The 13,365-nt window shown below is 70.6% G+C and carries 10 protein-coding genes; 4 read left to right on the top strand and 6 right to left on the bottom strand.

All coding sequences use genetic code 11. From position 1 onward, the window contains the following. Window positions 1-33 precede the first annotated feature (33 nt). Complete coding sequence (locus ACPT94_RS10405) at window positions 34-4,692, bottom strand: DUF5663 domain-containing protein (RefSeq protein WP_425245696.1); 4,659 nt, start codon at window positions 4,690-4,692, stop codon at window positions 34-36. A 366-nt stretch (window positions 4,693-5,058) separates the two neighbouring features. Continuing rightward, the gene (locus ACPT94_RS10400) at window positions 5,059-5,709 is read right to left on the bottom strand and encodes an FMN-dependent NADH-azoreductase (protein ID WP_360331836.1); all 651 of its coding nucleotides are present in this window, start codon (window positions 5,707-5,709) and stop codon (window positions 5,059-5,061) included. A 178-nt stretch (window positions 5,710-5,887) separates the two neighbouring features. Between ACPT94_RS10400 and ACPT94_RS10395 the strand changes: the two genes are divergently transcribed. The 3 genes from ACPT94_RS10395 to ACPT94_RS10385 all read left to right on the top strand — a co-directional run bounded on the left by ACPT94_RS10395 (window position 5,888) and on the right by ACPT94_RS10385 (window position 8,400). Beyond that, window positions 5,888-6,229 carry a winged helix-turn-helix transcriptional regulator gene (locus tag ACPT94_RS10395; protein ID WP_425245695.1) on the top strand — a complete coding sequence of 114 codons (342 nt, stop codon included), beginning with the start codon at window positions 5,888-5,890 and terminating at the stop codon, window positions 6,227-6,229. Window positions 6,230-6,594: 365 nt separating this feature from the next. Then, complete coding sequence (locus ACPT94_RS10390) at window positions 6,595-7,794, top strand: hypothetical protein (protein ID WP_425245694.1); 1,200 nt, start codon at window positions 6,595-6,597, stop codon at window positions 7,792-7,794. Between the two features lie 15 nt (window positions 7,795-7,809). Continuing rightward, on the top strand, window positions 7,810-8,400 hold the full coding sequence (locus ACPT94_RS10385) for a hemerythrin domain-containing protein (protein WP_425245693.1): 591 nt from the start codon (window positions 7,810-7,812) through the stop codon (window positions 8,398-8,400). Window positions 8,401-8,538: 138 nt separating this feature from the next. On the opposite strand, the gene ACPT94_RS10380 is transcribed toward ACPT94_RS10385, so the two are convergent. After that, window positions 8,539-9,207 (bottom strand): four-helix bundle copper-binding protein, encoded by a 669-nt coding sequence (locus ACPT94_RS10380; RefSeq protein WP_425245692.1) that lies wholly within the window; start codon window positions 9,205-9,207, stop codon window positions 8,539-8,541. 193 nt (window positions 9,208-9,400) lie between these two features. Here ACPT94_RS10380 and ACPT94_RS10375 point away from each other — a divergent pair, with 193 nt between their 5' ends. Further along, window positions 9,401-10,351: a Rieske (2Fe-2S) protein gene (locus ACPT94_RS10375; protein WP_425245691.1), complete on the top strand. Its 951-nt coding sequence runs from the start codon at window positions 9,401-9,403 to the stop codon at window positions 10,349-10,351. 174 nt (window positions 10,352-10,525) lie between these two features. Here the strand turns inward: ACPT94_RS10375 and ACPT94_RS10370 are convergent, their stop codons facing one another. The 3 genes from ACPT94_RS10370 to ACPT94_RS10360 all read right to left on the bottom strand — a co-directional run bounded on the left by ACPT94_RS10370 (window position 10,526) and on the right by ACPT94_RS10360 (window position 13,331). Beyond that, a complete protein-coding gene (locus ACPT94_RS10370) occupies window positions 10,526-10,900 on the bottom strand; it encodes a hypothetical protein (RefSeq protein WP_360331818.1) in 375 nt (124 codons plus the stop codon). Continuing rightward, entirely contained in the window at window positions 10,897-12,609 is a 1,713-nt protein-coding gene (gene ctaD, locus ACPT94_RS10365) for an aa3-type cytochrome oxidase subunit I (RefSeq protein WP_360331815.1), read from the bottom strand. Before ctaD ends, ACPT94_RS10370 begins: the two co-directional genes overlap by 4 nt. Before the next feature lie 143 nt (window positions 12,610-12,752). Continuing rightward, on the bottom strand, window positions 12,753-13,331 hold the full coding sequence (locus ACPT94_RS10360; protein ID WP_360331955.1) for a hypothetical protein: 579 nt from the start codon (window positions 13,329-13,331) through the stop codon (window positions 12,753-12,755). Window positions 13,332-13,365 lie beyond the last annotated feature (34 nt).

Genomic DNA, 13,365 nt, shown 5'->3' with positions numbered 1-13,365 from the left:
GTGGTGGTGGTGTCGGGCCGGGCGGGAAAGGGGTCATGCCGAGGTGGACGACCCCGGTCCCCTCCCCGCGAGCGCGTCGATGAGGTCCTGCGAGGCACTCGGCTCCCAGCGGTGCCGCTCCCCGCACTCCCGGATGGTCTGCGTACCCTGCGCCACCTGCCAGTCCTCGGCGTACTCGCCCGAGATGCCCATCAGCCGCACCGCCAGGTCATGGTGGGCGAGACCTTCCGCACCCAGGGCAGCGTAGAAATGGGTCGGGGCGTCTCGGGGGAAGCACTGGGCGCCGAAGGAACCACACAGATAGAGCATCCAGAAGTCGCCCTGCCCGTAGAGATTGTTGAGCAGGTCGATGTGGAGCGAGCTGTCGCGCGACAGTGCCTCGGTCGCGTCGACGCCCTCGGCCCTGCAGTGGAGGATGGTGAACAACTGCCCGTGATGGAGCGGCCAGCGAGGATCGAGTCGGTACGCCAGCTCCAGCAGCGAGGAGGCGTGGTGATCGGTCAACAGCGCATGCCGATGGGACCGGATGTGGTCGAAGTACGGGGCCCAGCTCCTCCCCGGTCCGATCACGGGAAGGCCGGCGAGCGCCTTCGCCACATGCTGCAGGGCGCGCATGGTCGGCACCGATGAGTGGTCGTTGCGCAGCGAGTCCGGCGGTACGAGACGACCCGACTGGAGATCCTCCTTGAGGTTCTTGAGTTCCTCCTGCACGAACTCCTGGTACTCGGGGAAGTTGGAGATCATCCAGTCGAAGGCTCCCCCTTCGTCGGAGTCGTCGATCGCCGCGGAGAAGGCGTTGAGCTGGTCGGGGAGCATGACGTCGTGCAGGGCCTTGCCGACCCGTTCCTGGATCTGCTCGTAGCTCCAGGCGAGCAGGGCCCGCCGCTCCTCGTCGGATTCCCAGGTGATCCCGCAGGAGGACAGGAGATCGTCGTTCCAGGCGATGGCGGCACCCCGCTGCGGCAGCTGCTCCATCGCCTCGGCCAGATCCGCGTAGTAGCGGTGGAAGTGCTCGTCCAGGGAGGCATTGGGCCCCTGCATGAAGCGGTAGAAGACCTCGTACGCCCCGCGCGTGGTCCTCAGGGAGGCGGCCAGCTCCGGGACGAACATCGCGCTGCCGGCCAGGCTGAGCCCGAACACGAGCCGGCTCCGCCACAGCGCGGGCATGCCGGGGACGTTCAGCTCGGCGACGGCCCGGCGCACCGTGTCCTCGTGCGTGGTGGCCAGAGCCAGGACGCTCTCCACACGGATCCGCCAGGAGTGGGTGTCGGTGCCCACCACGGAGAGCAACGCCTGCCGGCCCGGCTCACTCGCGGCCGCCAGCTGACGGCTCACCAGGGGCCAGGACACGTCGTCGAGACCCCGTGCCAGGGCCGCGTGCAGGGCCTGCGTCGTCTCAGCGGCTGCGGCCCGGGCGAGCGCGGTCACGAGCCGGAACCGGTGTCCGGCGGTGAGCTCGTCGCTCCCGGCCATGCTGAGGGCCGCGTCGGTCTCCGCACGCCCCGGAGCCGCCTCCAGCAGCGCGTGACACAGGAAGCCCCGGGCACCGGGCACGACCGCGGGGTCGTTGCAGAAGTCCCTGGCGACGGCACACCCCGCCGGGTCACCGGCGGCGACGAGGGCGAGCAGGTGGGGGAAGACCATGTCGAGGGGTGCGTGCCGGGTGCACTGGCTGCGGACCAGTTCCAGGCCGGCCGGCCCCGACGTGCAGACAGCGGCCGCCAGCTCCCGCCTGCGCGCCCAGGGGATGACGGTGTCCACCATCAGGGACGCCGCCGAGGTGAGGGCCTCGTCGATCCCCTGGCGGATCAACGCCTCGATCACGTACGACTTGTCGGCCGGACGCAGCGTCGGGTGCGCGAGGCCGTCCATGGCCTCTTCCACGGCGTTCGGCACGCCGGCGTTGATGAGCAGTGTGTACAGCCTGCTCCGCAGGGCCCAGTCGGAGGTCACGTCATGGGCGACGGCCCGGACGATTCCGGTGCCCGTGTTCCCGCACTCCATGAGAGCGGCGGCGAGGGCCACGCGCGCCTCCTTCTGGAGTGAGCGTGCGCGCAGCAGCCGTTCCGCGGCTTCCAGCAGGGGCGTCGAACTCGGGCGCAGGGCCGCGACGAAGGCCTCCACGTCGGTGTTCCTGCCCGCGGTGAGCAGGAAGTCCACCGCCCGGTCGATCGCCCGGGGGGAGTCCGTCGCGGCGAGCGCGGTGATGAGCCGCTGCCGTGTCTGCTGGGGGACGGAGGGCGACAGCAGACGCTCCGCCCGGCCGATGCCTTCGGGATGGCCGAGTTCCGCCAGCGCGGTGATCGCTTCGAGGCGCCGCTCCCGCACGGTGCCCTGTTCCGCCACGGCCGCCGCGGTCGTCCTGTCGCCGGGCTCGGCGTCCGCCGTGGCGACGTCCTCCGCCGCGGAGACAGAGTCCTCCGCCGCGGAGACAGAGTTTTCTTCCGCGGGGGCGGGCTCCTCCTCCGCGGAGGCCGCGACGGCCCGTGCCACCGCCGGCGCCACGCCCGCTCTGACGAGTTGCCCGAAGGCGGCCAGCCTCCGCCGACTGTCGGAGAGCCGTGGGCTCGTCCCCTCGTCCACGAGGACGCCGAGGAGACGGTTCGCGGTGTCCTCGGAGACGCGGTCACCGCACTCCGCGACGCACCGGGCGGCGAAGTAGGCCTGGGAGAACCAGGGGTCCTTGGGCAGGTCCAGGATGTCCCGGACCAGCGCGTCCGGCGAGTCCAGCAGGGAGGCGGCCAGGACGAAGACCTCCTGCCAGTCGGCGTCGAAGTAGCGATGCCGTTCCAGCACGTCGCGCCGGGCGGACTGGTCGAGGCCGGCGACATACGTGGCCAGCAGGAAGTCGCGCAGCGCCGAGTGCAGGGCCTTGACGGCGGGTTCGCTTCCCCCCGGCCCGTCGTCGACGAGCAGTCCGTCGAAGGTGAACTCCCAGACCACGGGGTCGGGCGGCGGCTGCGTCGGCTCGGCCTCGCTCGCCCGCTGCCAGGTCTCCCACCGCGCCACGGCCGAGGCACGCAACCGTTCCGCGTCCGGGTGGTCGGCGAGCAGCCGGCTCAGCCGGGCCCGGGGAACGCTCTCCATCGAGGACCGCCAGCCGTCCAGCATCGTTCCGAAGGCGTGCGAGAGGGCCTTGAGGCGGCGGACGGGGTCGGGTGGATCGTCGGGGTCGTACGCGTTGCGCTCCAGACTGCGCCACCGCCCCGACAACAGGCTCTTGACAACCTCCTCGCACAACTGCGCCTTGGACGTGGGAAACGCCGTCGTCCCGCCCGGTACGTCGGCGAGCCGGCACAGGAAGGACAGGAGCAACGGCACGGAGGCGACAGCGGTCAGCGACGCGCTGTTCGCCAGGGCACGGTCCAGCGGCCGTCGTCGCTCCGGGTCGTGGTCCAGCCAGACCCCGATGAACCGGGAGGCCTCCCGGTGGGTGAAGCCGAGGGTCTCGACGTCCACCCGGTCCGAGGCGGAGATCTCCTCCAGCAGAGCGAGGGACGAGTGCCGCGTGGAGATCACCAGGGTGTTGGTTCCGGCGGCCAGGAGGCGCAGGGCGGTCTGCACCCGCCGCCGGAACAGCTTGGGGACCTCGTCCACCGCGTCCAGACAGATCACCGCCCGCCCCTGGTCCAGGACTTCGCACGCCAGGAGCGCCGCGTCGTCGGCGGGGTCGGAGTGCGGATCCGTGGCGCGCGTCGAGCGCAGGAGCGCGGTGGCCACCTGGTCCATGGACGGGTTGGCGGGAAGGTGGTACCCGAACGTGGCGCAGTCCGCCAGCAGGGGGATCCGCAGCCGTTCCGGATCCGTGCCCGCCTCGAGGGACATGAGCCCTTCCTGCGCGAGGGTCTCCGCGTGGAAGGCGAGCAACCAGGACTTGCCGTAGCCGGGGAGGCCGCGGACCACGGTGACCCGTCCGCCGGCCCGTGTGGGTTGCCAGTGGAAGCGCTCGGCCGCCGCGAACTCCGACGGGCCCCGCGCGACGCGGTGCGTGCTGGACTGCGGCACCCGGCGGACCCACACGGTCTGGTGGAGTGCGGAACGGTCCTTCAGGGGCGGCAGGCTCCATGTACGACGGGCCACCGCCTGCAGCGTGTCCTTGAGCAGGCGCCGCGTCGCACCGAGGGGGTCCCGGACGGCGGACTCCGGGCGCAGGGCCTGCTGCCAGCGCTTGTCGGACCGGTGGAACGCCTGGTTCATGGCCCAGATGTCGGGCCGCCACATCCGCAGCGCCTCCACCACGGAGGCGACCTGGGAGCCGTCCGGGTCGAAACGGTCGGCCTTGACGACTCCCACCACCCGTCCGGAGTCCAGACTCAGCAAGGGACCACCACCGAGGCCGGCTCCCGGCTCCTCGCTCCGGTACACCACCAGCTTGCCGTCGGGCTCGGAGCGGACCCGGGCGATGTCGCCGTCCACGGTTTCCACGGGCAGCCGCCCCGGCACGAACGCGGCCGCCATCACCGGGCCGCCGGTCGGCGTCTCACCCAGCCAGACGCAGGGATGCCCGACGGCGGTGGCCCCGGGGATCTGGAGCACGGCCAGATCGGGCAGCGGCAGCGCGTCGAGGCCCGGGACGGGGGCGCGGGGCTCCAGCCACCTGACACCGGCGGACGACGGCGGCTCGCCGTCCCGGCGCACGAGGATGTCCGCATCGCCGAAGCGGTTGATCACGGACGCCGACGTCAGCACCACGCCGGGTGCGATGAAGAAACCGCTGCCGTGCTGTTGCCCTGTTCCGTCCTCAAGACAGACGACGCTTCGGCGCAAGAGCGATTCGAGGTCGTCGCCCACCCGCAGTCCCCCCGGCATCATCTCGCTGTTCTTCGTGATGATTTACCTATACTGCACAACCTTCGCCTGCGTCTCGGGCGAGCGCAGAATGCGTCGTCGGCCGGGCGAGCACCGGCCGGGCGGCGTTCGTCGCGCGGGATCCTCGCCCAACACCGCGCCGGGGACAGCCACATGGCGTCCGTCGGGGGGCCCGCCAGGTCGCACTGTTCGGCGTCGACGAGCGCCGGGTCCTCGGTGCCGGCCCGCGACCCGGCCTCGTTCGTCGTGTCAGGCGGCGTTCAGCGCGGCCGCCTTGCCCTTGCTGACGGCGTCCTCGTGCGCCTTGGCCTTCGAGGCCTCGGCGAGCGGGATCAGCTCGGCCATGGCGGGGTTGGAGTGGGCCATGGTGAGCTCGGGGACGATGAAGTCGACCGTCATGCCGAGCATGTCGCCCAGGACCGCCTGCAGGAAGTTCTGCACGTACTCGTAGCCCTCGCGGGGGGTGCCGGGGGCGTAGGAACCGCCGCGGCTGGCCACGACGTAGACCGGGGTGCCCTTGATCGGCGACTCCTCGACCATGGCGGTGCGGCCCACGAGGATCACCTGGTCGAGCCAGGCCTTCAGCGTGGACGGGACCGTGAAGTTGTACATCGGCGCTCCGATGAGCACGGCGTCCGCGCTCTCCAGCTGCTCGATCAGCTCCTGCCGGGGGGCGAAGGCCGCCGCCTGCTCGGGGGTGCGGTCGGCCGGGGCGGTGAAGCCGGCGGACGCGGAGAGGGCGTCCAGGTGCGGCACCGGGTCGATGGCCAGGTCCCGGTAGATCACGGTGCCGTCGGGGTGCTGTTCCTCCCATGCCTGACGGAAGGCCGCCGTGACCGACCGGGAGGCGGAGGCGGACTCGGGGAAGACGGACGAGTCGAGGTGAAGCAGCGTTGCCACGAGGAATCTCCAGAAAGGTCGGGAACGGCACGAGTGAGGACGCGGCAAAGCGCTGCCGTTCCGTGTGTACCTATTGATAACACAGCTGCTTACTTTTTCTCACCTACGTAGGGGGTTGCAGTACACTCCAGGTATGGAGGATGTGGTCGCTGGGCCCTGTAAGACGGTGGACGGCGCGATGTCGAGGGTCTTCGCGCTGCTGGGAAAGCGCTGGACCGGTCTGATCGTGGCCGTGCTGATGGAGCGTCCGGTGCACTTCTCCGATCTGCGTCGCGCCATCCCGGGGATCAGTGAGCGCATGCTGTCGGACCGTTTGACCGAGCTCGGTGCGGCGGGGCTCGTGCTGCGTGAGGTGGACGAGGGCCCGCCGTTGCGTGTCTCGTACCGGCTGACCGACGCCGGCGCGGCCCTGGAACCGGCGCTGAGGGAACTGCACGGCTGGGCGGAGCGGCATCTTCCCGAGGCGCGGGACGCCTCGCTGCCCTGCCTCGGCGGGACGCCTGCCGCGTCCGAGCGGTAGGTCCGGGGCCTCTCTCCCCCTGGCGAACGCGAGCGACGGTGGCCGGTGACGGCGTGAAGAGTGCCGAGCCACCCCATGTCGCCGACCCGCCTGGTAACCCGTCGCACCATGACGAAGCACGACAAGTGGTACCGCGCCACCGGCCGCCTCCACGCCCGCCGCCTGCGCACCGAGCCGGCCGTGTCCGCGGCTCGGTAACCCACTCGGGCGACTGTGCGTCCCGATTTCCGGCCGGCGGAGGGAAGCCCGGAAGCGCCTACCCCATTCCGTGGCCGAAACACCGCAGCATGGCCGACGCCCGTCGGCCCACCCGGTTTCGCCCCACCCCGGCGGGTACCCCAACCTCTCTCTCCAGGAGGCCCCCGGTGACGTTCAATCCCCTCGAACAACGTGGTATCCCGCTGGACCGCCAGCTCAGGAACTGGCGCGAGCTGAACGTGGCACCCATCGACCCCGACCACTGCGACCCGTACACCCGTTGCCGCATCATCACCATGAACGGCATCGAGGTCGAGGCGATCATGTTCAGCCACATGCTGGCCCGGAACACCGTCGACCCCGAGGTCAAGCGGCAGCTCGCGCAGACCCGGTACATCGAGGCCCAGCAGCAGAAGGCGGTGAACTGGCTGCTGCCCGGCGTCTCCTCCGTGCTGGAGACGACCATCGCCTACGAGCAGGTCGCCGTGGACCTCACCGCCTGGGTCGCCCGGATGGAGCCGGATCCCTACCTCGAGCAGGCGTACCAGTTCGGCGTGCTGGAGGACTTCGACCACCTGTACCGGTACGCCAACCTCTACGAGATGATCGAGCACCGCAAGGCGGACGCCATCGTCGAGCAGCTCACCGAGGTCATGCCCGGCCGCCCGACCAGGTTCCACCACCGCCACCCGGCGGACAACGTGCGCGACCCCTACGACCGCACCCGCACCGACCCGCTGTCCAAGCTGCACGCGCTGACGATCATGTCGGCCGAGCAGCAGACCATGAACTTCTACATGAACGTCGGCCCCCAGTACATGGAGCCGATCGCCCGCCAGCTCTACCAGGAGATCGGGCTCATCGAGGAGGAGCACGTCACCCACTACGAGTCACTGGTCGACCCCGGCGAGACATGGTGGGAGCAGCTCGTCAACCACGAGTACAACGAGTGCTACCTCTACCACTCCTTCATGGAGCAGGAGACCGACCCGAAGGTGAAGGCGATCTGGGAACTCCACCTGAACATGGAGCTGGAGCACCTGCACGTCGCCTGCGACCTGATGCGGCGCATCGACGGTCGCCAACCCGAGGAGATCCTGGCCCCGCAACTGCCCGACGTGCTCACCTTCGAGCCGAACAAGGCGTACCTGCGTGAACTCCTGGACACCCAGATCGACCTCACGACCCTGGGAGCGGGATACGTGCGGGACGCGCACGAGCGGTTCGAGCGGATGCAGGAGCAGATCCACGGCGGCGAGGAGCCGCCGAGCGAGCGCGTCATGGCCGAGCACGACGCCACGTTCGGACGGGAGTTCCGCCAGGAGACCGAGGGCGAACACCCCGTCCGCGAGTTGCGAGCCCACTGAGCGACGGAGGACCGGATGAGCCAGCAGCACACCCCCCACGCCGGAGACGACCGGGCTCCGGACACCGACGCCGTCTCCCTCCTGATGCGCCAGCACGGCGACATCCGCAACCTCTTCGACGAGGTCGAGCACAGCACGGGGGAGGAGCGCCGGGACGCCTTCCGTCGGCTGGTACGGCTCCTCGCCGTGCACGAGACCGCGGAGGAGGAGGTGGTCCATCCCTTCGCCCGCCGCAACGTCACCGGTGGCGACCAGGTGGTGGCCGAACGCCTGGAGGAGGAGAAGGAGGCCAAGGAGACGCTCGCGGCGCTGGAGGACATGGACACCGACGACCCCGAGTTCATGACCCGGCTGCTCGCCCTGCGCCAGGACGTCCAGCGGCACGCCCGGGCCGAGGAGCGCTACGAGTTCACCCACATCCGGCGCAGCGCCGACGCCGGCACGCTGGCCACCATGGCCAAGGGCATCAAGGCGGCCGAGGCCATGGCGCCCACCCGTCCGCACCCGGGAGTGGAGTCCGCGACGGCGAACATCGCCCTCGGGCCCGTCGCGGCCCTCATGGACCGCACCAAGGACGCCGTACGCAAGGCGATGAAGGACAGCTGACCAGCCGCGGGGGCGGGTGCCCGGCCGACCGCGCCCCGCCGGCAGGAGGGTCGCGACCCGCCGGGCCCCGCACGCCTCTCCGGGCGACCGGCGGGTCGGCGGGCGACACCTACGGGGCGGCCGGAGCCGATCACCGTCTCACGAGCCGGACTTGCCGCTGAGCGCTTCGACGAGCTCGTCCTTGCGCATGTCGTGCACACCGGTGATGCCCCGCTCCCGGGCCATGTCACGCAGCTCGTCCACGTTCATCTGCTGGAGTTCCTCCGTGGACTGTTCCGCGGGCTCCTCCTCGGGCGCGCCGACCTCCTCCGCTGCTTCCGTTCCGCCGCCCATGGCGGCACCGGCGGGAGTCGTCGCGCTGGGCGGTGAGGTGGGGTAGCCCTCCGCCGCCCCGCTCTCGTTCATCTGCTGGACGAGCTGTTCGAGCAGCCGCTCCGTCTCACGACAGGCCTTCGCGGACAGCTCGAAGTACGTCGTCTCCCTGAACTCCTCGGCGGCGTCCGCGCTCGCGCGCAGGACGGTGCGGGTCGCCTCGATGATCGCCATCGTCGTGGGTGCGTCATAGCCCGTCTGCCGGGCCAGGATCCGGGCGGCGACCGTGCACAGGTCGGCTGCGTCGTTGTCCAGGCGCACGCACTTGATGGACATCACGATCTTCTCCGGGTCCTGCTCGGCGGCGGCCGCGTCGGCACAGGTGAGACAGACCCCGGCGCACTCGTACAACTTGTCCACCGCCTCACCCAGCAGCCGGGGCGGCATCCCCGTCTCGGCGGGGTAGGCATCGAGCAGCTTCTCGACCAGCGACATGGTGTCCTCCGTACCGCACGGTGGAAAGCCGGACACGTCCGGCCGCGTACAGGCTGCCCCCGCCACTCCACGCTCCCACCGGGCCGGGGCACCTGCCACCCGAGGCGAACTGCGCGCCGACAGGGGTCTGACCGTGCCCCGGAGGCGTGCGCGCCGCCGTTTGTCGGGTCCGCAGGAGGGGGACTCGGCGGCCATGAGTGCAACGCCGCGTCGCCGTCGGATACAGCAGAACCGGATGCTGTGGCTCCTGGACCGTCTGGAACGGACGCCCGTGGCCGACCCGGTGATCGACGCCCTTCAGAAAGGGATACGGTCCCTTCCGCTGGGGCCTGGACGGGACATGCTGCACGGGAGGTGGCTGGGGCACCCGGTCCATCCGCTGATGGTGCAGGTGCCGATCGGAAGCTGGCTCTCCGCCGCCGTGCTGGACACCCGGCCGGGCCGCTCGCGCGAGGCGGGCCTGCTGGTCGGCGTCGGCCTGGCCGCGGCCGCGCCCTCCGCGCTGGCGGGCGCGGTCGACTGGGCGGAACTGCACCGTGAGCAGGCGCGCGTGGGGCTGGTGCACGCCATGGCGAACTGGGCGGCCGTGGGACTGTACGCGACCTCGCTCGCCTGCCGCCTCAAGGGACGTACGGCAGCCGGCCGGGCCTACGGCTTCCTCGGCCTGACCGCGGTGGGGCTCGGCGGCATGCTGGGCGGTCACCTGGCCTACCGCCAGGCGTCCGGCGCCAACCACGCGGAGGAGGTCCCGCACGTCATCCGCACGGGCTGGCACCGGATCGGCAGCGTGGCCGAGTTCCCGGTCGGGCGGCCCGTACGGCGCCTCGTGGACGACGTGCCGGTCCTGGTGGTCCGCGAAGCCGGCGGAACCGTCCACGCACTCGCCGAACGGTGCAGTCACCTGGCGGGTCCGCTGTCCGAGGGCACGATCGCCGACGGGTGTGTCCGGTGCCCGTGGCACGGCAGCGTCTTCCGGCTCTCCGACGGCTGGAACGTCCGCGGCCCGGCCACCGCACCGCAGCCCGCCTTCGACGCCCGGATCCTCGACGGACACGTCGACGTGCGTCTGCGCCGCGACGGCCCGGAGGCGGACGGACAACGGGGCGAGGCGGGCACCGAAGAGGTCCGTCACCACGTCGGCTGACAGCCGCCTCGCCGGTGCGGACGTGGGCAGCGAGTACTCGGCCGGCACGGTCGGGCGCGCGCTCCGGCACGGTCTGGTCGCCGGTACGAGAACGCGACCGGTGTGGGCACCCCGCCTTCGACCCGGCCCCGCAGGGAACTCGCCGTTGACCTCCCGCACAAGGCCGTCCTTGTCTCAGCGGGTGAACAGGCTCACCAGTGTGCTCACCCCGCCGACAGAGACGACGAGCGCGCAGGCCCATGCCGCGTGGCGTCTGAGCAGGTCGCGGCGGAGGGCCCGGTAGCGGGTCTCGTACTCCTCGCGCAGTTGTGCGGCCCGTTCGACGGTGCTCTGCAGCATCTGGCGGGTGAGGTCGATGCGCTGACGGACGTAGTGGTGGGCGACGTCCTCGGCCTGGGCGGTGGTCAGCCACGGCATCCGGGCGCAGAGCTGTTCGGCTTCGAGGCGTGCCTGGTCGTGGTGGCTGAGGGCGAGGAGGTAGCCCTCGACCGTGTTGGCCGGCTCGCCGTCGCCCTCGCCGTGGGATGCCTGACGCCCGAGCCGTCTCACTGCGGTTCGCCCCAGTGGCTGTCGGTGTCCACCGCGTCGCGCCTGCCGGCGTGCTCGCCGTACTCGATCTCGGCCAGGTCCGGGTGGTGCAGGTCGAACGCGGGGGATTCGGAGCGGATGCGCGGCAGGGTGACGAAGTTGTGGCGGGGCGGCGGGCAGGAGGTCGCCCACTCCAGGGAACGCCCGTACCCCCAGGGGTCGTCGACCTCGACCCGCCTGCCCAGCTTGGCGGTCTTCCAGACGTTGTAGAGGAAGGGCAGCGTGGACAGGCCGAGGAGGAAGGAGCCGATGGAGGAGATCGTGTTGAGGGTGGTGAAGCCGTCGGCGGCGAGGTAGTCGGCGTAGCGGCGGGGCATGCCCTCGGCGCCGAGCCAGTGCTGGACGAGGAAGGTGGTGTGGAAGCCGACGAACAGCGTCCAGAAGTGGATCTTCTCCAGGCGGTGGTCGAGCATCGTGCCGGTCATCTTCGGCCACCAGAAACTGAACCCGCCGAACATCGCGAAGACGATCGTGCCGAACAGGACGTAGTGGAAGTGCGCGACGACGAAGTACGAGTCCGTCACGTGCCAGTCCATCGGCGGGGAGCCGAGGATCACGCCCGTCAGCCCGCCGAAGAGGAAGGTGACGAGGAAGCCGATGGCCCACAGCATCGGCGGTTCGAAGGACAGCGAGCCCTTCCACATGGTGCCGATCCAGTTGAAGAACTTCACCCCGGTCGGTACGGCGATGAGGTAGGTCATGAAGGAGAAGAACGGCAGCAGGACCGCCCCGGTGGCGAACATGTGGTGGGCCCAGACGGTGACCGACAGCCCCGCGATGGAGATGGTGGCGCCGATCAGGCCCATGTAGCCGAAGATCGGTTTGCGGGCGAAGACCGGGATGATCTCGGTGACCACGCCGAAGAACGGCAGGGCGAGGATGTAGACCTCGGGATGTCCGAAGAACCAGAACAGGTGCTGCCAGAGGATCGCTCCGCCGTTCTCCGGGTCGAAGATGTGCGCGCCGAACTTCCGGTCCGCCTCCAGCGCGAACAGGGCGGCCGCCAGGACGGGGAAGGCGAACAGGACCAGGACCGAGGTGAGCAGCACGTTCCAGGTGAAGATCGGCATCCGGAACATGGTCATGCCGGGGGCGCGCATGCAGATGATGGTGGTGATGAAGTTGACCGCGCCGAGGATCGTCCCGAATCCGGCCAGCGCCAGCCCCATGATCCACAGGTCACCGCCCAGCTGAGTGGTGCGCTCGCCGCCGCTGAGGGGGGTGTAGGCGGTCCAGCCGAAGTCGGCGGCGCCCTCGGGCACCATCGGGCTGCTGACCACGATCAGGCCGCCGAAGAGGAACAGCCAGTACGAGAACATGTTCAGCCGCGGGAAGGCGACGTCCGGTGAGCCGATCTGCAGCGGCATGATCGCGTTGGCGAACCCGGCGAACGTCGGTGTCGCGAACAGCAGCAGCATGATCGTGCCGTGCAGCGTGAACGACTGGTTGTACTGCTCCTGGGACAGGATCTGCAGCCCGGGCCGGGCCAGTTCCGCCCGGATCAGCATCGCCAGCACCCCGCCGATCAGGAAGAACCCGAACGACGTGATCAGGTAGAGGTGACCGATCTTCTTGTGATCGGTCGTGGTCAGCCAGGTGACGATCACCTGGCCGCGGGTGCGGCGCTCCGCCGCCGGTACGGGAGCAACCGGTTCGGTATGTGTCGCCATCAGGTCCCTCGGTCGGCAGCAGGGCGGAGTGGGGCAGCGTGTGAGCAGCCCTGCGGAAAGTAGCCCTGGCGATTTGGCACCGGCGACCGGAATGGGGGGTTTATGGGCCGAATGACCGCTTGATCCATTCGCGCGGGTGAGCCTCAGGAGTGCCCGGGGCACAGCTCCACCGTCGTCGTGACCCGTGTGACGGCGGGTGTGCGTGGCACCGAGCCGAAGCCGAAGCGCACGGCCGGTTCGACGGGCGCCAACGCCCCGAGGTCGTCACCGTCGAGGACCGCGGACACCGCGCGGATCGGACGCAGGTCCCGGGCGCCGTACCACTCGCGTCGGCCCCCACCGGCACTCCCGCGGGTGCGCACGCCGGGCAGCAGTACGCGCGCGGGCCGGTCCGTCAGCGCGCTCCACGCCGGACGCCGGGCGAGCGCGCCGGGAACCGCGCGCAGCAGGAGCCCCAGGAGCCCCCGGCGCCCGGGAACGAAGCTCAGGTCGAGTGGCCCCGCGGTGACGGTCCACACGCCGTCGCCGGCACGCACCTGGACCGGGACGACGCGTACGGTGTCGAAGGCATAGGTGTCGCCGACGAAGTCCGCGGTCTCCCGGGTGGGGGCCAGCAGCAGCCGCTCACCGTCGGCCCGTTCGAGCATTACGTCGCTGAACGGCCCGAACGGCGACTTTGGCCAGTGCCCCAGCACGATCCGCGTCCCGGAGGACGTGCCCATGCCGGCGATCCAGCCGTCGAACCGAAGCCGCCGC

The organism is Streptomyces aurantiaciflavus, from assembly GCF_049808595.1.
GTDB lineage: Bacteria > Actinomycetota > Actinomycetes > Streptomycetales > Streptomycetaceae > Streptomyces.
Note: the sequence above shows the minus strand (reverse complement) of the source record. Positions and strands in the feature narration are given on the sequence as shown.